General features: G+C 69.1%; 17 protein-coding genes and 1 pseudogene. 14 read left to right on the forward strand and 4 right to left on the reverse strand.

Going from position 1 to position 18986, the window contains the following annotated elements; translation table 11 throughout:
- The first annotated feature begins 12 nt into the window (after positions 1 to 12).
- The 9 genes from ybgF to K8940_RS03310 all read left to right on the forward strand — a co-directional run bounded on the left by ybgF (position 13) and on the right by K8940_RS03310 (position 10420).
- Positions 13 to 867, forward strand: a complete 855-nt coding sequence (gene ybgF, locus K8940_RS03270; protein ID WP_223393111.1) for a tol-pal system protein YbgF — start codon at positions 13 to 15, stop codon at positions 865 to 867.
- Positions 858 to 2081 (forward strand): tRNA lysidine(34) synthetase TilS, encoded by a 1224-nt coding sequence (gene tilS, locus K8940_RS03275; protein ID WP_223393112.1) that lies wholly within the window; start codon positions 858 to 860, stop codon positions 2079 to 2081. The genes ybgF and tilS overlap by 10 nt, the downstream gene beginning before the upstream one ends.
- Positions 2082 to 2157: 76 nt before the next feature.
- Complete coding sequence (gene ftsH, locus K8940_RS03280) at positions 2158 to 4038, forward strand: ATP-dependent zinc metalloprotease FtsH (protein ID WP_223393113.1); 1881 nt, start codon at positions 2158 to 2160, stop codon at positions 4036 to 4038.
- Positions 4039 to 4208: 170 nt separating this feature from the next.
- Entirely contained in the window at positions 4209 to 6689 is a 2481-nt protein-coding gene (locus tag K8940_RS03285; RefSeq protein WP_223393114.1) for a PAS domain-containing protein, read from the forward strand.
- A gap of 9 nt (positions 6690 to 6698) precedes the next feature.
- A complete protein-coding gene (gene folP, locus K8940_RS03290; RefSeq protein ID WP_223393115.1) occupies positions 6699 to 7526 on the forward strand; it encodes a dihydropteroate synthase in 828 nt (275 codons plus the stop codon).
- 134 nt (positions 7527 to 7660) lie between these two features.
- Positions 7661 to 8017 carry a response regulator gene (locus tag K8940_RS03295; protein WP_223393116.1) on the forward strand — a complete coding sequence of 119 codons (357 nt, stop codon included), beginning with the start codon at positions 7661 to 7663 and terminating at the stop codon, positions 8015 to 8017.
- 43 nt (positions 8018 to 8060) lie between these two features.
- Positions 8061 to 8894 (forward strand): bifunctional hydroxymethylpyrimidine kinase/phosphomethylpyrimidine kinase, encoded by an 834-nt coding sequence (thiD, locus tag K8940_RS03300; RefSeq protein ID WP_223393117.1) that lies wholly within the window; start codon positions 8061 to 8063, stop codon positions 8892 to 8894.
- Positions 8891 to 9484 (forward strand): nucleotidyltransferase family protein, encoded by a 594-nt coding sequence (locus K8940_RS03305; RefSeq protein ID WP_223393118.1) that lies wholly within the window; start codon positions 8891 to 8893, stop codon positions 9482 to 9484. The genes thiD and K8940_RS03305 overlap by 4 nt, the downstream gene beginning before the upstream one ends.
- A gap of 87 nt (positions 9485 to 9571) precedes the next feature.
- Positions 9572 to 10420, forward strand: a complete 849-nt coding sequence (locus K8940_RS03310; RefSeq protein ID WP_223393119.1) for a PhzF family phenazine biosynthesis protein — start codon at positions 9572 to 9574, stop codon at positions 10418 to 10420.
- Between the two features lie 10 nt (positions 10421 to 10430).
- On the opposite strand, the gene K8940_RS03315 is transcribed toward K8940_RS03310, so the two are convergent.
- Both K8940_RS03315 and K8940_RS03320 read right to left on the reverse strand, forming a co-directional pair.
- Positions 10431 to 10799: a hypothetical protein gene (locus K8940_RS03315; RefSeq protein ID WP_223393120.1), complete on the reverse strand. Its 369-nt coding sequence runs from the start codon at positions 10797 to 10799 to the stop codon at positions 10431 to 10433.
- A 145-nt stretch (positions 10800 to 10944) separates the two neighbouring features.
- Positions 10945 to 12973, reverse strand: a pseudogene (locus K8940_RS03320) (ATP-binding protein).
- 81 nt (positions 12974 to 13054) lie between these two features.
- On the opposite strand from K8940_RS03320, the gene K8940_RS03325 reads away from it, so the two are divergent.
- The 5 genes from K8940_RS03325 to K8940_RS03345 all read left to right on the forward strand — a co-directional run bounded on the left by K8940_RS03325 (position 13055) and on the right by K8940_RS03345 (position 17410).
- Positions 13055 to 13384, forward strand: a complete 330-nt coding sequence (locus K8940_RS03325) for a hypothetical protein (RefSeq protein WP_223393121.1) — start codon at positions 13055 to 13057, stop codon at positions 13382 to 13384.
- Between the two features lie 174 nt (positions 13385 to 13558).
- On the forward strand, positions 13559 to 13885 hold the full coding sequence (locus tag K8940_RS03330) for a hypothetical protein (RefSeq protein WP_223393122.1): 327 nt from the start codon (positions 13559 to 13561) through the stop codon (positions 13883 to 13885).
- Positions 13886 to 14020: 135 nt separating this feature from the next.
- Positions 14021 to 15196 carry a phosphoserine transaminase gene (locus tag K8940_RS03335; protein ID WP_223393123.1) on the forward strand — a complete coding sequence of 392 codons (1176 nt, stop codon included), beginning with the start codon at positions 14021 to 14023 and terminating at the stop codon, positions 15194 to 15196.
- 113 nt (positions 15197 to 15309) lie between these two features.
- Positions 15310 to 16890 carry a phosphoglycerate dehydrogenase gene (serA, locus tag K8940_RS03340; protein WP_223393124.1) on the forward strand — a complete coding sequence of 527 codons (1581 nt, stop codon included), beginning with the start codon at positions 15310 to 15312 and terminating at the stop codon, positions 16888 to 16890.
- 145 nt (positions 16891 to 17035) lie between these two features.
- On the forward strand, positions 17036 to 17410 hold the full coding sequence (locus K8940_RS03345) for a hypothetical protein (RefSeq protein WP_223393125.1): 375 nt from the start codon (positions 17036 to 17038) through the stop codon (positions 17408 to 17410).
- Between the two features lie 7 nt (positions 17411 to 17417).
- On the opposite strand, the gene K8940_RS03350 is transcribed toward K8940_RS03345, so the two are convergent.
- Together K8940_RS03350 and K8940_RS03355 are read right to left on the reverse strand one after the other, a co-directional pair.
- Positions 17418 to 18158 carry a hypothetical protein gene (locus K8940_RS03350; protein ID WP_223393126.1) on the reverse strand — a complete coding sequence of 247 codons (741 nt, stop codon included), beginning with the start codon at positions 18156 to 18158 and terminating at the stop codon, positions 17418 to 17420.
- 50 nt (positions 18159 to 18208) lie between these two features.
- On the reverse strand, positions 18209 to 18973 hold the full coding sequence (locus K8940_RS03355) for a crotonase/enoyl-CoA hydratase family protein (RefSeq protein WP_223393127.1): 765 nt from the start codon (positions 18971 to 18973) through the stop codon (positions 18209 to 18211).
- Positions 18974 to 18986 lie beyond the last annotated feature (13 nt).

Raw genomic sequence — 18986 nt, forward strand, 5'->3', positions numbered from 1 at the left:
TACATCACGGTCATGAAGCTGAAATCCGCCCTGCTCGCCGTCCTGTTCGCCTCGGCTGCCGCCGTGGCCGTGGCCCAGACTCCGCTGCCGCCCGCCGATCCGTTGGATGACCGCTCGGCCAAGCGCGTGGAGCGGATGGAGAAGGTGGTGCGCGAGCTGCGCGCGATCGTCTTCCAGGGGCGCGACACCGGCAAGCCGGTGGTGGTGCAGCCGGCGGAGACCGATGCTCAGATCGCCGCCCTGAACGACCGGGTCACCGATCTGGAACAGACGCTGACCAAGCTGAACGGTCAGAACGAGGCCGCCAATTTCGAGCTGACCAAGGCCAACCGGGCCGCGGCCGAGCAGAAGAACCGCGCCGACGCGCTGGAGCAGCGCCTGGCCGCCCTCGAGAAGACCGTGGCGGACCTGCAGGCCGCCAGCGCCGCCCAGGTCGCCGCGCCGCTGGCCGGCGGGGCCCCGCCGCCGCCCGTCCCGCCGGCCGATCCGGCCGTGGCCTTCAAGCAGGCCAAGGACCTATTGCTGGCCGGCGACTACGCCAACGCCGAGCAGGCGTTCTCGGCTTACGTCAACAACTACCCCGACGACGCCAAGACGCCCGAGGCTCGCTACTGGTGGGGCGAGACGCTGTTCGTGCGCGAGGCCTATGCCGACGCCGCTGGCGCCTATATCGGCGCGATCCGGGGTTGGCCGAAGACCACTTGGGCGCCCGACGCCACCTTGAAGCTGGCGCGTTCGATGGTGGCGCTGAAGAAGACCACCGAGGCCTGCCGCACCCTGGACGAACTCCCCAAGCGCTATCCCAAGGCTCCGGCCCAGGTCACCTCGCGCGCGGCCTCGACCCGCGTCGCGGCCAAGTGTTCCTAGATCCGGTCCGAGCCGTCTTCGACCGGCGGCTCGATCCGACCTGCGCCGCCCCGCTGGCCGTCGGCTTCTCGGGCGGCGGCGATTCCATGTTCCTGTTGAAGACGGTCCTGGACTGGGCGCGGCCGCGCGGCAGACCGGTGCTGGCCCTGGCCGTGGATCACGCGCTGCAGCCCGGCAGCGACCGCTGGACCGCCGAGGCTATCGCCAAGGCGCGGAAGCTGGGGGCCGAGGCGCAAGCCCTGACCTGGACCGGCGACAAGCCCAGCATGGGCCTGCCCGCCGCCGCCCGCCACGCCCGCCACGCCCTGCTGGCGCGGGCCGCCCGCGCGGCCGGGGCCAGGGTCCTGCTGCTGGGCCATACCGCCAGCGACCTGGCCGAAGGCGCGGCCATGCGGGCCGAGGGCTCCAGCGTCTCCGACCCGCGCGAATGGGCGCCGTCGCCGGTCTGGCCCGAGGGGCGGGGAGTCTTCCTGCTGAGGCCGCTGCTGTCGCTGACTCGCGAGACGATCCGCCAGGCCCTGACCGCCGACGGCGAGACCTGGCTGGACGACCCCGCCAACGCCGATCTCCGCTACGCCCGGGCGCGGGCCCGCGCCGCCGGGGCGGGCGAGGTCTCGTCGGCCGAGACGCCCGCGCTCGCGCCGCCGGCCTTCTCCGTCGACGCCGCGGGCGCCATCCGCCTGCCGCGCGACGTCGCCGCCGCGCACCTGGCCGCCGCCCTGCTGTGCGCCGCCGGAACCGAACGGCCGCCGCGCGGCGAGCGGCTCGAACGGCTCGTCCAGCGCCTGCGGTCGGGCGAGACCTTCGCCGCCACGCTCTGCGGCGCGCGGGTCGAGGCCGGGCGGGACGTCCTGGTCTGTCGCGACGCCGGCGAGACCGCGCGGGGCGGCCTTGCGCCGCTGGACCTGGCGCCCGGCGAAACCGGCGTCTGGGACGGGCGTTGGGAGATCACCGCCGGGAATGCGCCGCTGACCGTCATGGCCTTGAAGGGCCGGGCGGCGGGCCTGTCCCCGGACCAACGCGCGCGGCTGGCGGGCGTTGCGGCGCCCGCGCGCCCCGCCTCGCCGCTGATTTCGCGGCAAGGCGTCGCGCCGGTTTCGCCCGCGCTTGACGGCCCGGACCTTGCAGTCGAAGGAGGAGGGCGCGCGCGCTTGCTCGTTCTGGATCGTTTCAGGGCCGCTGTCGGCCTTTGCGACCAAGAATCCGTGACCTGATGTCACGCGCATGGCGTAAGCGCTCGCGACCCCTTATCTTGATGGGTCAAGACCTATCGTTGGGAAGACGAAGCGTATGAATTTCCGGAACCTGGCCATCTGGCTGGTGATCATCGCGGTGTTGGCGGGCGTCTTCGTCGTCAGCCAGAACCAGCGCACGCGCAATGGCGGCGAGATCAGCTATTCGCAGCTCCTCAAGGACGTCGACGCCGGCAAGGTCAAATCGGCCGAGATCGCGGGCCAGACGGTCGTCGCCAAGACCGCCGACAACAAGGTGCTGACGGTCAACGCGCCGCTGAACTCCGACGAGCTGGTCAACCGCATGGTGGCCAAGAACGCCGACGTGAAGTTCAAGAGCGGTTCGATCAGCCTGTTGGCCATCGTGGTCCAGCTGCTGCCGATCCTGCTGGTCGTGGGCGTCTGGCTGTTCTTCATGCGCCAGATGCAGGGCGGGGCGAAGGGCGCCATGGGCTTCGGCAAGTCCAAGGCCCGCCTGCTGACCGAGAACAAGAACCGCATCACCTTCGAGGACGTCGCGGGCGTCGACGAGGCCAAGGAAGAACTGCAGGAGGTCGTCGACTTCCTGAAGGATCCGGCCAAGTTCCAGCGCCTGGGCGGCAAGATCCCCAAGGGCGCCCTGCTGGTCGGCCCTCCCGGCACCGGTAAGACCCTGATCGCGCGCGCGGTCGCGGGCGAGGCCGGCGTGCCGTTCTTCACCATCTCGGGCTCCGACTTCGTCGAGATGTTCGTCGGCGTCGGCGCCAGCCGCGTGCGCGACATGTTCGAGCAGGCCAAGAAGAACGCGCCCTGCATCATCTTCATCGACGAAATCGACGCCGTCGGTCGCCATCGCGGCGCTGGCCTGGGCGGCGGCAACGACGAGCGCGAGCAGACCCTCAACCAGCTGCTGGTCGAGATGGACGGCTTCGAGGCCAACGAAGGCATCATCCTGATCGCCGCCACCAACCGTCCCGACGTTCTGGACCCCGCGCTGCTGCGTCCGGGCCGCTTCGACCGTCAGGTCGTGGTGCCGAACCCGGACGTCGCCGGTCGCGAGAAGATCATCCGCGTCCACATGAAGAACGTGCCGCTGGCCGCCGACGTCGACGTCAAGACGCTGGCGCGCGGCACCCCGGGCTTCTCGGGCGCCGACCTGGCCAACCTGGTCAACGAGGCCGCCCTGACGGCCGCGCGAAAGAACCGCCGCATGGTCACCATGCACGATTTCGAGCACGCCAAGGACAAGGTCATGATGGGCGCCGAGCGCCGCTCGATGGCCATGAGCGACGCCGAGAAGAAACTGACCGCCTACCACGAGGGCGGCCACGCCCTGGTGGCCCTGCGCGTCCCCGTCGCCGATCCGGTCCACAAGGCCACGATCGTGCCGCGCGGCCGAGCTCTGGGCATGGTCATGCAGCTGCCCGAAGGCGACCGCTACTCGATGAGCTACGACATGATGACCTCGCGCCTCGCGATCATGATGGCGGGCCGGGTCGCCGAGGAGCTGATCTTCGGCAAGGAAAAGATCACCTCGGGCGCGTCCAGCGACATCAGCGCCGCCACCAGCCTGGCCCGCAACATGGTCACCCGCTGGGGCTTCTCGGACGAGTTGGGCACCGTGGCCTATGGCGACAACCAGGACGAGGTGTTCCTCGGCCACTCGGTGGCCCGCACCCAGAACGTCTCGCCCGAGACCATGGTCAAGATCGACAGCGAAGTGCGTCGCTTGGTCAAGGGCGGCGAGGACGAGGCGCGCCGGATCCTGACCGAGGAACTGGACCACCTGCACTCGGTCGCCAAGGCCCTGCTGGAGTACGAGACCCTGAGCGGCGACGAGATCATCGGCGTCATGAAGGGCGAGCTGCCCAAGCGCGACGAGGAGGAGACCAAGGAAACGGTCGCGGCCCCGTCCCTGGTGCCCCTGTCGCCGGGCGCGGGCGCCAGCGTCACCGCCTAGCGCTCAGCACGACCAAAGGATCAAGCCGGCTCGCGAGGGCCGGCTTTTTTCTTGCCGGGAACTCGGGGACTGGTCGCGACATTTTCCAAGCGAGACAGGCAACCCCAAAGCGGGCCGATCGTTCAAGCTCGGCTGCTTATGCGGGCCTGGGGGCTTTGCTATTGGAAACCATGACCGCCGCCGACGAGCCCTCGGGCTCGCACCCGAACTCGCTCCCCGTTCCCGCGTTCCTGGTCGGCGGCGGTGAGATGGGCGCGGCCGTGGCGGCGCGGGACTGGTCCCACACGATGCTGGGCGCGCCCGACGCCTGGTCGCCGGCGCTGAAGGTCGCCGCCGGCCTGACCCTGGCCTCGCCGATCCCGTCTTTCCTGGCCTGGGGAGCGGACGGGGCGCTGCTGTTCAACGACGCGGCCCGCGCCCTGCTGGCCGCCAACACCGCCGCCCTGGACGCGCGGTTCGCCGACGTCTTCCCGATCGCCGCCGGCCTGCCGATGCTGGCCCGGGCCCAGGCGGGCGAGAGCGTCGTGCGCGAATATGTCGGCTTCACCCGCGCCAGCGGCGAGGCGGCCTGGTGCAACCTGATGTTCTCGCCGGTGCGCGACGAGACCGGCGCGATCGCCGGGGTCCATGTGCTGTGCAACGACATCACCGAGCGCGTCCGCCGCGAACAGGCTCACCATGAGGACGAGCGCCGCTATCGCGCCCTGTTCGAGTCGATGGACGAGGGCTTCTGCGTCATCGAGTTCTTCGATGGCCCCCACGGGCCGCTCAGCGACTATGTCCACGTGATGGCCAACGCCGCCTATGAGCGCCACGCCGGCATTCCGAACGTGGTCGGCCAGAAGCTGCGCGAGATGGTGCCGGACGAGGCCGACGCCTGGGTGGCGCGCTACGGCGCGGTGCTGCGCACGGGCGAGCCGATCCGCTTCGAGCAGGAGCTGGTCGCCACCGGCCGGCACCTGTCTCTGTCGTCGTTCCGCATCGAGCCGCCCGAGCTGCGCCAGGTGGCCGTGCTGTTCCAGGACGTCACGGCCCGCAAGCAGGCCGAGGCCGAGTTGCGCCAGCTGAACGAGACCCTCGAGGCGCGCGTCACCCAGGCCCTGGCCGAGCGCCGCCTGCTGGCCGACATCGTCGAGGGCGCCAGCGTCTTCGTCCAGGTCGCCGACATGGACCTGAACTGGCTGGCCATCAACGGCGCCTCGGCCGGCGAGTTCGCGCGGATCTTCGGCGTCCGGCCCCAGGTGGGCGACAACATGCTGGACCTGCTGAAGGACCAGCCCGAGCACCTGGAGGCCGTCCGCACCGTCTGGACGCGCGCGCTGGGCGGCGAGACCTTCGTCGAGGTCGGCGAATTCGGCGATTCCATGCGCGAGCGGCGCTTCTACGAGATGCGCTTCCATCCGCTGTACGACGCCGAGGGCCAGCAGATCGGCGCCTATCAGTTCGTCTATGACGTGACCGAGCGCCTGGCCGAGCAGGAGCGCCTGCTGGAGACGGAAGAGGCCCTGCGCCAGGCCCAGAAGATGGAAGCGGTCGGCCAGTTGACCGGCGGCCTGGCCCACGACTTCAACAACCTGCTGGCCGGTATTTCGGGTTCGTTCGAGATGATCGGCGCGCGGCTGGCCCAAGGGCGCTCGGCCGATGTCGAGCGCTATCTGGCGGCCGGCCAGGGCGCGGCGCGGCGGGCGGCGGCCCTGACCCACCGCCTGCTGGCCTTCTCGCGCCGTCAGACCCTGGCGCCCAAGTCGCTGGTCATCAACCGGCTGATGTCCGACTTCGTCGAGCTGGTGCGCCGGACGGTGGGCCCCGGCATCCAGGTCGAGAACATCGCCGCCGCGGGCCTGTGGCCGACCCTGGTCGACGCCAACCAGCTGGAGAATGCGCTTCTCAACCTGTGCATCAACGCCCGCGACGCCATGCCGGACGGCGGCACGGTGACCATCGAGACCGGCAATCGCTGGCTGGACGCCCGCACCGCCCGCGACCACGGCCTGGAGCCGGGGCAGTACGTCTCGGTCTGCGTCAGCGACACCGGCACGGGCATCGACAAGGCGACGCTGGAGCGGGTGTTCGATCCGTTCTTCACCACCAAGCCGATCGGCCAGGGCACGGGCCTGGGCCTGTCCATGGTCTATGGCTTCGCGCGGCAGTCGAACGGCCACGTGCGGATCTATTCCGAGGTCGGGCAGGGGACCATGGTCTGTCTCTACCTGCCCCGCTACCTGGGCGAGGAGGAGGCCGATGCGCCCGACCCCGTGCGGGGGCCGGCCCCGACCAAGGCGGACAAGACCGTTCTGGTGGTCGATGACGAGCCCACCGTGCGGATGCTGGTCGTCGACGCCCTGGCCGAGCTGGGCTACGCCTGCCTGGAGGCCCAGGACGGTTCGACCGGCCTGCGGATCCTGCAGTCGAACGGCGACGTCGACCTCCTGATCACCGATGTCGGCCTGCCGGGCGGGTTGAACGGACGCCAAGTCGCCGACGCCGCCCGCGCCCTGAGACCCGAGCTGAAGGTGCTGTTCATCACCGGCTACGCCGAGAACGCCGTGCTGAACCACGGCCACATCGAGCACGGCATGGAGGTTCTGACCAAGCCCTTCGCGGTCGGCGACCTGGCCGGCCGGGTCGACCGGATGCTGCGCGAGGGATAGAAGCCGGGGATGACCCAGGTCCTTCGCCCCCCCAGAGCCCGCCCGCGGGTCATGGGGATCGTCAACGTCACGCCCGACAGCTTCTCGGACGGCGGCCAGTTCCTGTCGGCGGCCGACGGGATCGAGCACGCCCGCCGGCTGATCGCCCAGGGCGCCGATATCCTGGACATTGGCGGCGAGAGCACCCGCCCGGGCGCGGCCCAGGTCTCGGAGTTCGACGAGATCCTGCGCGTGGTCCCGCTGATCGAGGCGATCCGCAAGGCTAGCGACATCCCGATCTCGATCGACACCATGAAGCCCGGCGTGGCCCGCGCGGCGGTCAAGGCCGGGGCGAGCATCTGGAACGACGTGGCGGCCCTGCGTTTCTCGCCCCAGGCGCCCGAGGTCGCGGCCGAGCTGGGCTGCGAGGTCGTGCTGATGCACATGCTGGGCGAGCCGGGGACCATGCAGGACGCCCCGCGCTATGACGACGTCGTGGCCGAGGTCGAGGCGTTCCTGCTGGCCAGGGCCTTAACGGCCATGGCCGCCGGGGTGGCCAAGGAGAAGATCTGGCTGGACCCGGGGATCGGCTTCGGCAAGACGGTCGAGCACAACCTGGCCCTCCTGGCGGCCCTGCCCCGGTTCGTGGCCCTCGGCTATCCAGTTCTGCTGGGCGCCAGCCGCAAGCGGTTCATCGCGGCGATAGATCCCTCGGCCGGCGAGGCCAGCGACCGGCTGGGCGGTTCATTGGCGGCGCACCTGCATGGCGGGGCGACGGGCGTGGCGGCGGTCCGCGTTCACGATGTTCGCGAGACGATCCAGGCGCTGGACGTCCAGGCGTCGATTTTAGGCGCCTGATGCAAACCCTTGTCTTGTCATCATTATGTGCGGTTGCGCGCGTGTCTGGGTTGAATTTGCTTGCCAGTCTCGCTTGCGAGGCGGAGAATCAATGCGTTTAGATGTCCGGGTCAGTTTTTCGAAAGCGTTTAACGATGCCCCCGCGCCACGCCCTAATCATCGAAGACGAGATTCTGATCGCCATTGAGATCGAGGCCCTGCTGAAATCGCAAGGCTTCACCAGCGTCGCCATCGCCGACAGCCCGACGGAGGCCCTGGATAGCGCCCTGAAGCGTAAGCCTGATCTGATCACCGCCGATTATCGCATCGTCGACGGCACGGGCGTCGAGGCGGTGAAGATGATCATGGCGCACCTGGGGCCCATTCCGGTCGTCTACATCACCGGCCACGCCAACGCCCTGGAAAACCAGGACGGCGGCCCCATCGTCCAGAAGCCGATCCGCCCCTACATTCTGGCGGGCGCCTGGCAGCACGCCCTGCAGCCGGCCTAGCGGGGGCCTCCCCATCGTTCCGATTCCCGCCTAAACACCGGGAATGTCCAACACCTCAAAAGGTCGCGTCCTCGTCATCGCCGGATCCGATTCCGGCGGCGGCGCGGGGATCCAGGCCGACATTAAGACCATCACCGCCCTGGGCGGCTACGCGGCCACGGCCATCACCGCCGTCACCGTGCAGAACACCCTGGGCGTCACCGGCGTCCATCCGATTCCGCTGGAGGTGATCGACGCCCAGGCGAGGGCGGTGCTGGACGACATCGGCGCCGACGCCATCAAGACCGGCATGCTGGGCGACGCGGCCGTGGTCGAGACCGTGGCCGCCGCCATCGATTACGCCAACAGGAATGGGGCGGGCGGCGCGCCCGCGGTCGTGGATCCCGTGATGATCGCCAAAGGCGGCGCGCCCTTGCTGGCGGAAGCCGCGATCGGCGCGGTCAAGCGCCTGATGATCCCGCGCGCGGCCCTGCTGACCCCCAACGCCCCGGAGGCCGCCGCCCTGACGGGCCTGGTGGTCGAGACCACCGACGACCTGCGCCGGGCCGGCGAGGCGCTGCTGGCCCTGGGCGCCAAGGCGGTGCTGATGAAGGGCGGTCATGTGCTCGTCGGAGAAGGGGGCGGCGACCGCGTCGTCGATGTCCTGATGACCGCCCAGGGCGAGACCACCTTCGAGGGCGAACGGATCGAGACCCGCCACACCCATGGCACGGGCTGCACCCTGGCCAGCGCCTGCGCCACGGGCCTGGCGCAGGGGCTGTCGCTGGAGGAAGCCGTCGCGCGCGCCTGGAACTACGTCCACGAGGCCATGCTGCGCGCGCCGGGCTTCGGCGGCGGCCACGGCCCCCTCGACCACGGCTGGACCCTGCGCCGATGACCCAGACCCTGGAAGCCCGACTGACCGAGATCGTCCGCGCCACGCCGACGACCTGGCGGGTGCTCGAGACCGTCCGCGACCTGGACCTTCCCGACTGGATGATCTTCTCGGGCGCCGTCTACCAGCCGGTCTGGAACCACCTGACGGGGCGCGACCTCGCCTATGGCATCAAGGACTACGACGTCGCCTATCACGACGACAGCGACACCTCGTACGAGGCCGAGGATGTCGTGATCAAGCGGGTCGCCGCCGCCTTCGAGCCGCCGCTGCGCGACCTCGTGGAGGTCCGCAACCAGGCCCGGGTGCACCTGTGGTTCGAGAAGAAGTTCGGCGCCGACGAGCCCTATCCGCCGCTGGAGGACAGCGCCGCGGCCCTGAAGCGCTTCGTCGCCACCGCCTTCTGCGTCGGGGTGCGGCTGGAGAGGGACGATACCTTGCGCGTCTGGGCGCCGTTCGGTCTGGAAGACCTCTTCGCTCTGCGCCTGCGGCCCAATCCATTGCGGCTCAAGGGCGCGGGCGGCTGGGAGCGGACGACGGGCTCGGCCAAGGCTCGCTGGCCCGAGATCTCGATCGAGCCTGACGCGATCTAGATTGTCACCGGGACAATAAAGGCTTTGCCCGCCGTCCCGGCCGCGCATAACAGCGATGTCCATCGGATTTCGGGGAGATCAGCCCGCATGCGCCAGTGGACCATCGACGCCTTCGCCAGCGGCCCGTTCAAGGGCAATCCCGCCTGCGTGGTCGAGCCATTCGACCCTGGAGAAGGCGGGGGCTGGCCCTCGGACGCCTGGATGCAGGCGCTCGCCGCCGAGAACAATCAGGCCGAAACGGCCTATCTGCTGAAGACCGGCGATCCGGCGCGCTTTGGCCTGCGCTGGTTCACGCCCGCGCGGGAAGCGCCGCTGTGCGGTCACGCCACCCTGGCGGCGGCTCATGCGCTGTTCCGCGAGATGGGCGTCGACGCGCCCCTGCTGACCTTCGACACCCTGTCGGGCCCGCTGACCGTGCGTCGCCTCGGCGGGGATGGAGACGAGCGGCTGGAGATGGACTTTCCGGCCGATCCGCCGCGCCAGACCCCGGTTCCGCAAGGGCTGTCCGCCGCGCTGGGCGTCGAGCCGGTCGAGGTGTGGGCCGGGGCCTATCTGATCGCGGTGCTGCGGGACGAGGCGACGGTGCGTGGCCTCCAGCCGGACCTGGCGGCGCTGAAGGCGATCGCCGGCGAGGCCAAGGACGGGCCGGGCCAGACCGTCGTGGTCGCCGAGGCGGACGCGGGGCGGCCCTATCAGGTGGTCAGCCGCTTCTTCGCGCCGGCCGCCGGCATTCCGGAGGATCCCACCACGGGATCGGCCCACTGCATCCTGACGCCGCTGTACGGCGACAAGCTGGGGCAGGGCGTCTTGAAGTTCCACCAGGCCTATCCCGGCCGGGGCGGGGACCTGGAATGCGAAAACCGCGGCGCGCGCGTTCTATTGCGCGGCCGCGGCTTCACGGTGCTGGAGGGCCGGCTCCGGGTGGAGCCGGCCTAGCTAGGCGCGGTTACCAGCGACGGTCGTCGCGGTGATCGCGGTAGTCACGGTCGTGGCCATAGCCATAGCCGTAGTCACGGTCGTGGCGCTCGTAGCGGATCTGGGCGCTGATGCGGTCGAAGCGACGGTCGAGGTCGGCGCGTTCCCAGCCGTTCAGGCCGCCGCGACGATAGCGGTCTTCCAGGCGGGCGGTTTCGCGCAGCTCGGCGCGCAGGCGATAGGCTTCACCGCGGGTCAACGTGCCGTTGCGCTGACCGATGTCGATGCGGCGCTCCAGCTGGTCCTGGCGCTGGTTGATCGACTGGGCCGAGGCCACGGCGGGAACGGTGGCGGCCGCCAGGGCCGAGACCGCAACGATCGGGATCAGGATCTTCTTCATCGGTTCGGTTCCTCTTCGAAGTGCTTCGTCGCGTCCCGGTGGGGGGAGGGGAGGGAAGCGACGTTGAGCTAAGAGAAACACGCTCAGCCTGAAGCGGTTCTGAGCCGCTCGTTATGTTCGGTTCATCTTCGAGCGGAGGAAGGGGCTAGGCCGCCTGGGCCAGCCGCGCGGCGGTCATGGCCGCTTCGATGGCGGCGTAGAGCTTGGTGACCTCGATCGGCTTGGCCACGTGGCCGTCCATGCCGGCGGCCAGATAACCCTCGACCTGATGGGCCAGGGCGTTGGCGGTCACGGCCACGATCGGGGTGCGCGGGCGATCCTCGGCGGCCTCCAGGGCGCGGATCGCCTGGGCGGCCTCGACGCCGTCCATGCCGGGCATGTGAATGTCCATCAGCACGATGTCGAACTGAGAGGCCTTCCAGGCCTCGATGCAGGCCTCGCCGTCGGCGACCAGCACCACCTCGGCGTTCAGCGGGGCGAGGACGGCCTTGACCACCTTCTGGTTGGTGGGATTGTCGTCGGCCGCCAGCACGCGCAGGCGAACGGTTCCGGCCGGCGCTTCGGCCTCGGCCTCGACTTGCGTCGCGGCCTCGGTCCCGGCGGCCAGCGGCGCGGGGGCGTGGCCGTCGTCGATATAGTGGACGTCGGTGATCGCCTCCTCGCGGGGCAGGGCGACCAGAACGGTGAAGGTCGAGCCGCGGCCCTCGCGGCTCTGCACCTTGATCGAGCCGTCCATCAGGTTGGCCAGCTCGCGGCAGATGGCCAGGCCCAGGCCCGAGCCACCGAAGCGGCGGGTGGTCGAGCTGTCGGCCTGCACGAACTTGTCGAACAGGCGCGGCAGGATGTCGGGCGACATGCCGATGCCGGTGTCGGCCACGTCGATGCGCAGGCCATCGCCGTCCTCGGCCGAGGCGAAGCGGACGGCGACGGCGCCTTCCAGGGTGAATTTCAGGGCGTTGGCGATCAGGTTGCCCAGGATCTGGCGCAGGCGGTCGACGTCGCCGCGCCACAGCCCCTGGGCCTCCGGCGCGATGGCGACCTCGAAGGCCAGGCCCTTGTCGCGGGCCTGGGGCGCGTAGGTCTCGCGGATGGTCTGGGCCAGCTGGGCGATGTCGAACGGACGGTCCTGGATCTCCAGGCGGCCGGCCTCGATCTTAGACAGGTCCAGCACGTCGTTGAGCACGCCCAGCAGCACGGCGCCGGACTCGCGGATCACCGACAGGCGCTCGCGCTGGGTTGGGGCCAGGTCGTCCATGGCCATGACCTCGGCCATGGCCAGCACGCCGTTCAGGGGCGTGCGGATCTCGTGGCTCATATTGGCCAGGAAGTGCGACTTCAGCACGTTGGCGGCGTTGGCGTCGTCGCGCGCCTTGACCAGTTCGGCCATGGCGCCGCGCAGGTCGTGGTCATTGGCCTCGAGGCGCGCGACCAGGTGGTTGAAGCTGTCGGTCAGGCTCTGGAAGACGTCGTCGTCGGCGGTCTGCTCGACCGCCTTGAACCGGCCGCCGACGGCGGTCTCGTGCATGGCTTCCGACAGGCGCTCCATCGGGCGGGCCAGGCGACGGGCCAGGCTGTTGGCCAGCAGAATGGCCAGGCCCGCCGCGCCGAAGAACAGGGCGCCTGTCAGGGCCAGGTCGCGGGCCAAGGTCTGGCCCAGGCCCGGATGCTGGGCCACCAGCACCAGGGCGCCGACCGTCTGCGAGGACAGCTTGATCGGACGCGTCAGGGTGTCGGCGTCGGTGGGATTGGCCTCACCCAACTGGGCGACGGTCCGCCCCTTGGTGTCGATGATGCGCACGGAGGCGACGCTGGGCGCCTTGGCCACTGCCTCCAGCGCCCGATAGACGCCGACCATGTTGTGGTCGGCCAGCGGGGCGGCGGCGCCGGCGGCGGCCATCTGGGCCAGGATCTCGTGATTGGCCCGCGCTTCCTGCCGCGCGACGCTCCATTGCTGCAGCATGAAGCACAGGCATGCGGCCACGAGCGCGAGCACGGTCGTGGCCAAGGCCACGCCCGCGATTCGCGCCTGGAGGGGCGCGTGCGTCGGCGCGCTGCTCGCGCTGTCGTTGTGCTGTTCGCCCATTAGCGTCCAGGAACTCAATCGTCACGACAGTGTGCCTGAAGGTTCCTAACGCTTCGCTTCCAAGGCCAGTGAGAGTCACGCGGCAAAACAACGCTAGGGCGCATTTTTGCGTTGCTTTCGCTTTAACATTCTATTTACCCTTTCCATTAGTGTTTCGTTAATGGAGGCGGGCGTGGAAAAGGTTTTTGTTGCGCAACGTGTGGCTAACAAGCTGTACGCGACCGAGGCGGCGGTCGATGCGGCGATGGTGGAAGTTGCTGAAATGATGGCTGAGTTGGTCCAGGCCCGTAAGGATCTGGGTCTGTCGGCCACGGTCGGACACGGCGTCACCGCTAAATTCGCCGAGGCCCTCCAGGCTCTGACCACCGCGCGTACGGCGGTCGTCGACGCTCATGCCGAGCTGGACGAGACCCGCCTGCGGGTCGGTATCCGCACGCGCCTGATCGGTGACATGAAGCCGCCGGCCGAGGGGCGCTTGACCGGCCTGCGCGAGGCCGTCTGAGGTTTCGACAAAATACATTGCAATAGTTTAATACCTTTGGGCCTCTAATCTGGGTTAGAGGCCCAAAGCATGTTTGCGTACCAGCAGCTGTTATTCTGGCTCAATTGGCTGCTGCTTGCCGCGGTCTGCGTTGGCGCGTGGCGATGGGGCGGGCGGGCCGAGCGCAGTTGCGCGATGCTGGTGTTGGCGGCCTTCACCATCGTCGTCCTCGTGAACCTCGTCCACGGCGGCAAGTTCGTTCAAGGCCTCTATCTCGCGCTGGACGGCTTGCTGGCGCTGGGCTTGCTGCTGCTGGCGCTCCGACACGCCACGCGCTGGCTAGGCGTCGCCGTGCTGCTGCAGGCGGTGCAGTTCAGCCTTCACGCCTACTACATAGTGGTCGGTAGGCGGTATGACGGCCTCTACGTTCTGGTGAACAACCTGGTCACGATGGGCGTGCTGATCTGCGTGCTGGCCGGCGTGATCCTGGCTAAGTGCAAGCGCCGAGCGTTCGGAAAATAATTGCCGCAGCCGGACGATCGGTCGCGGCTTTCGCAAAATCTCTCCTTGCCTTTTGCCCGCGAACAGGGTTTCTCGCCGGCGGGCCACGCCCTCCCAACGGGGCGCAGTCCATCTGTAAGGATGGGAGACATCGCTATGACCACGACCCTCGCCAAGCCGGCGATCCGCCCGGCTCGTCCCGAGTTCTCTTCCGGCCCCTGCGCCAAGCGCCCCGGCTGGACCCCCGAAAATCTCCGGAATGCCGTCCTCGGCCGCTCGCACCGCAGCAAGCTGGGCAAGGCGCGCCTGAAGGCCGCCATCGACCAGACGCGCGAAGTGCTGGAAGTTCCGGCCGACTTCCTGATCGGCATCGTCGCCGGTTCGGACACCGGCGCCGTCGAGATGGCCATGTGGTCGATGCTCGGCGCCCGCCCCGTGCAACTGCTGGCCTTCGAGTCCTTCGGCAAGGACTGGGTCACGGACGTCACCAAGCAACTGAAGCTGCCCGACGTCGAGGTGCTGAGCGCCTCGTACGGCCAGCTGCCCGACACGTCCAAGGTCGATCCGGCCAAGGACCTGGTCTTCACCTGGAACGGCACCACCTCGGGCGTGCGCGTCCCGAACGCCGACTTCATCTCGGCCGACCGTGAAGGCATCACCATCTGCGACGCCACCAGCGCCGCCTTCGCTCAGGAGCTGGACTGGGACAAGCTGGATGTCGTGACCTTCTCCTGGCAGAAGGCCCTCGGCGGCGAAGGCGCTCACGGGATCCTGATCCTGTCGCCGCGCGCTGTGGCCCGCCTAGAAAGCTACACGCCGGCCTGGCCGATGCCGAAGCTGTTCCGCATGACCAAGGCCGGCAAGATCGCCGCCGACATCTTCGAGGGCGCGACGATCAACACGCCGTCGATGCTGTGCGTCGAGGACGCGCTGGACGCCCTGAAGTGGGCCGCCTCGATCGGCGGTCTGGAAGCCATGCAGGGCCGCGCCGACCAGAACCTGGCCGTGCTGGCCGATTGGGTCGCCAAGACCCCGTGGGTGGACTTCCTGGCGGCGACGCCGGAAATCCGCTCCAACACCTCGGTGTGCCTGAAGGTCGTCGACCCGAAGATCACGGCCCTGCCGGAAGACGCTCAAGCCGACTTCGCCAAGAAGCTGGCCAGCCTGCTCGAGAAGGAGGGGGCGGCCCTCGACATCGGCGGCTATCGCGACGCCCCGGCCGGCCTGCGCATCTGGTGCGGCGCCACGGTGGAAGCCTCGGACCTCGAGGCCCTGACCCCGTGGCTCGACTGGGCCTTCGCCACCGTCTCGGCCGAACTGGCCGCCGCGTAACTCGCGCTCTCCCTCCCCCTCGGGGGAGGGACCAGCGGCCCAGCCGCTCCAGCACACACCCCAATTCCGTCCTTACCGGCGCAGCCGGAAGGCCCGAAAATCAGAGAGCTCCCATGACCGCTCCTCGCGTCCTCATCGCCGACAAACTGAGCCCCGCCGCCGTCGACATCTTCAAGAACCGCGGCGTCGCCTTCGACATCAAGACCGGCCTCTCCAAGGACGAGCTGATCGCCGTGATCGGCGACTATGATGGGGTCGCCATCCGTTCGGGCGCCAAGCTGGACAAGGACGTGATCGCCGCCGCCCACAAGCTGCGCGTCATCGCCCGCGCCGGCATCGGCGTCGACAACGTCGACATCCCGGCCGCCACGGCCAAGGGCATCGTCGTGATGAACACGCCCTTCGGCAACTCGATCACCACGGCCGAGCACGCCATCGCCATGATGTTCGCCCTGGCCCGCCAGATCCCCGCCGCCGACGTCTCGACCCAGGCCGGCAAGTGGGAGAAGAACCGCTTCATGGGCGTGGAGCTCTACGCCAAGACCCTGGGCCTGATCGGCGCCGGCAACATCGGCGGCATCGTCGCCGACCGGGCTCTGGGCCTGAAGATGAAGGTCGTGGCCTACGACCCCTTCCTGTCGCCGGAACGCGCCGTCGAGATCGGCGTCGAGAAGGTCGAGCTGGAAGACCTGCTGGCCCGCGCCGACGTCATCACCCTGCATACCCCGCTGACCGACAAGACCCGCAACATCCTGTCGGCCGAGAACCTGGCCAAGACCAAGAAGGGCGTGCTGATCGTCAACTGCGCCCGCGGCGGTCTGGTCGATGAAGCCGCCCTGCGCAAGCTGCTGGACGAGGGCCATGTCGGCGGCGCGGCCTTCGACGTGTTCGTCACCGAGCCGGCCAAGGAAAACCCGCTGTTCGGCTCGGACAAGGTCGTGGCCACCCCGCACCTGGGCGCCAGCACCAGCGAAGCCCAGGAGAACGTCGCCCTTCAGGTCGCCGAGCAGGTTTCGGACTATCTGCTGACCGGCGCGGTCACCAACGCCCTGAACAGCCCGTCGATCACGGCGGAAGAAGCCCCCAAGCTGAAGCCGTTCGTGGCCCTGGCCGAGAAGATCGGCGCCCTGGCCGGCCAGATGGTCGACTTCGGCATCAAGGCGATCGACATCGCCTACGAGGGCGAGGTGTCGAACCTCAACGTCAAGCCGATGACCTCGGCCGCCCTCGCCGGCGTGCTGAAGCCGATGCTGGCCGAGATCAACATGGTCTCCGCGCCGGCCGTGGCCAAGGAACGGGGCGTCACCGTCTCGGAAAGCCGCCAGGAAGTCAGCCCCACCTATGACAGCCTGATGCGCGTGACCATCACCACCGAGAAGGGCAAGCGCGCCTTCGCCGGCACGGTGATCGCCGGCGCCCCGCGCATCGTCGAGGTCAAGGGCATGGAGTTGGACGCGGGCTTCTCGACGGCCATGCTGTACATCAACAACCTGGACAAGCCGGGCTTCATCGGCGCGTTGGGCATGCTGCTGGGCGAGGCGGGCGTTAACATCGCCACCTTCAACCTGGGCCGCCTGGCCGCCGACGAGGACGCCATCGCCCTGGTCGGTGTCGACCAGGCGCCGAGCCCCGAACTGCTGGCCAAGATCCAGGCCCTGCCGCACGTGAAGGAAGCGCGCGCGCTGACGTTCTGAGGAACGTGATCCTTCTCCCCTTGCGGGAGAAGGTGTCATCCGAAGGATGACGGATGAGGGGTTGTACGGTATCGCCGACGCGACCCCTCACCCGGCCCTTCGGGCCACCCTCTCCCGCATGGGGAGAGGGAAGCGAAAGGCCCTCATGTCCCTGCTCGTTCCCCGCAAGATCAGCTGGCCGGGCCTGCTGGTCTTCATCGCCGCCTCGATCTTCACCCTCTACGCGGCGCTGGCGCCCGGTGACGACACCGCCGGCCTGATCCCGTGGGACAAGGCCAAGCACTTCATCGTCTTCTACGGCCTGACCTTCCTGGCGACGCTGGCCTTGCCCAAGAGCCGGTTCTGGAAGATCGGCGTGGTGCTGCTGGCGTTCGGGATCGGCATCGAGATCCTGCAGGGCCTGCCGATCGTCGGCCGCGACGCCGACATCTTCGACATCGTGGCGGACGGCCTGGGCGTGGGCTTCTTCTTCGGCCCGATGGTGGTGCGCGACTGGCTGGACGGCGTCGCGCGCCGCTAGCCCGGCGCTAGACGTATTGCAGGTGCTGGGGCCGGAAATAGAACAGCCACTCCAGCTTCAGCACGTTCTGTAGCTCGCGAAAGCTGGGCGGCTCGTAGCGCGAGACCACGTGCAGCGGCACGCCCCGGATCTTCAGGACCTCGACCAGCAGCACCAGAGAGGTGTCGACCGAGGCGATCCGCGCGGCCCGCTCGATCACCGTGCTCCAGTCGACCAGGCTGTAGCCCTCGACGAACCGCAGGCGGACTTCCTTCTCGGGCGCCTTGTGCGGGAAGGGCAGGGTCTTGCTGCTGCACGTCTCGTTGATCAGGCAGTAGGGGACGCCGTCGTCCAGGCCCAGCTCGCGGAACAGGCGCTCTTCCTTTTCGCGATCGCGCTTCAGCTCGACATGGTCGGCCCAGTCGTCCATCGGCACGTCGGCGACCTGGTACTTCAGGTCCATCGTCTGCTCGGGGGCGTAACGCCAACTGAAGAACAGCGACAGATAGGTGTAGTTCGGCCCCTCGATCGGGCTCATCGCGATCTTGTCGCTCAGGAACATCACCTCGTCGCGGAAGTCGAAGTCCTGGGTGTCGAGTATGGGCGTCTCGACATTGGGGGGCATGACCAGCGTGTCGTAGACCCAGCTGTGCTTCTGGAGCACCGGCATGATCACGCGACGGCCGGTCGCGGCATAGGTCTTGACGATCTTCTGGATGAAGAACAGGTCGCCGACCATGCCGGGCTGAAAGATGATGACCGGCTTCATGCCGCTCCGCCGAATCTCTTGAACACGTCAGTCTTGCACGACTTGGCCGGCTAGGCCGAGGTCCCGCCGCGACCCGCGCCATCCCGGAACCGCGCCGCGCCCGCTCGGGCTTCCTGACGCAGGGGCGCGAGGCCGCCGCGCCCCTCGACCTTGAGCGCCTCGGGGAGGTCGGCGTCCCACTGGGCGAAGGCCGAGGCGCGGTCGGCGCGCAGGCACACCTGCGGGAAGGCGGCGATCCGCCCAGCCAGTTCGTAAGCCGCCGCCAGGGCCATGCCCCGGGGGACCACCCGGTCGGCCAGGCCCCAGGCATGCGCCTCGGCGGCCCCGACCGCCCGGCCGGTCAGGATCATGTCCAGCGCCCGGCCCTGGCCGACGATGCGCGGCAGCCGCACCGTGCCGCCGTCGATCAGCGGCACGCCCCAGCGCCGGCAGAACACCCCGAAGGTGGCGTCCTCGGCCGCCACCCGCAGGTCGCACCACAGGGCCAGCTCCAGCCCGCCCGCCACGGCGTAGCCCTCGACGGCGGCGATCACCGGCTTGGACAGGAGCCGCCGCGTCGGCCCCATCGGGCCCTCGCCCTCGGGCTCGTAGCGCTCACCCTCGCCCGAGGCCGCCACGGCCAGGTCGAAACCGGCGCAGAAGGTCCCGCCGCGCCCGGTCAGTATGGCCACGGCCGCCGTCTCGTCGGCTTCGAAGGCGTCGAACGCCGCCCGCAAGGCGACGGCGGTCGCTGGATCGACGGCGTTGCGCTTGTCCGGCCGATTGATCGCGACGGTCCAGACAGAGCCGTCCTTCGTCAGGTCCACGGTGGTCATGAGGCGTTCTCCC

The sequence above is a fragment of the Caulobacter segnis genome, assembly GCF_019931575.1.
Taxonomy (GTDB): Bacteria; Pseudomonadota; Alphaproteobacteria; order Caulobacterales; family Caulobacteraceae; genus Caulobacter; species Caulobacter segnis_C.

Bases quoted from the DNA above. Each gene is read 5' to 3' on its own strand.
- K8940_RS03335 (WP_223393123.1), top strand. From the start codon at position 14,021: ATGACCACGACCCTCGCCAAGCCGGCGATCCGCCCGGCTCGTCCCGAG.
- K8940_RS03315 (WP_223393120.1), bottom strand. From the start codon at position 10,799: ATGAAGAAGATCCTGATCCCGATCGTTGCGGTCTCGGCCCTGGCGGCC.
- ybgF (WP_223393111.1), top strand. From the start codon at position 13: ATGAAGCTGAAATCCGCCCTGCTCGCCGTCCTGTTCGCCTCGGCTGCC.
- K8940_RS03285 (WP_223393114.1), top strand. From the start codon at position 4,209: ATGACCGCCGCCGACGAGCCCTCGGGCTCGCACCCGAACTCGCTCCCC.
- K8940_RS03350 (WP_223393126.1), bottom strand. From the start codon at position 18,158: ATGAAGCCGGTCATCATCTTTCAGCCCGGCATGGTCGGCGACCTGTTC.
- K8940_RS03310 (WP_223393119.1), top strand. From the start codon at position 9,572: ATGCGCCAGTGGACCATCGACGCCTTCGCCAGCGGCCCGTTCAAGGGC.
- thiD (WP_223393117.1), top strand. From the start codon at position 8,061: ATGTCCAACACCTCAAAAGGTCGCGTCCTCGTCATCGCCGGATCCGAT.
- K8940_RS03345 (WP_223393125.1), top strand. From the start codon at position 17,036: ATGTCCCTGCTCGTTCCCCGCAAGATCAGCTGGCCGGGCCTGCTGGTC.
- K8940_RS03355 (WP_223393127.1), bottom strand. From the start codon at position 18,973: ATGACCACCGTGGACCTGACGAAGGACGGCTCTGTCTGGACCGTCGCG.
- K8940_RS03295 (WP_223393116.1), top strand. From the start codon at position 7,661: ATGCCCCCGCGCCACGCCCTAATCATCGAAGACGAGATTCTGATCGCC.
- K8940_RS03330 (WP_223393122.1), top strand. From the start codon at position 13,559: ATGCTGGTGTTGGCGGCCTTCACCATCGTCGTCCTCGTGAACCTCGTC.
- serA (WP_223393124.1), top strand. From the start codon at position 15,310: ATGACCGCTCCTCGCGTCCTCATCGCCGACAAACTGAGCCCCGCCGCC.
- folP (WP_223393115.1), top strand. From the start codon at position 6,699: ATGACCCAGGTCCTTCGCCCCCCCAGAGCCCGCCCGCGGGTCATGGGG.
- K8940_RS03305 (WP_223393118.1), top strand. From the start codon at position 8,891: ATGACCCAGACCCTGGAAGCCCGACTGACCGAGATCGTCCGCGCCACG.
- ftsH (WP_223393113.1), top strand. From the start codon at position 2,158: ATGAATTTCCGGAACCTGGCCATCTGGCTGGTGATCATCGCGGTGTTG.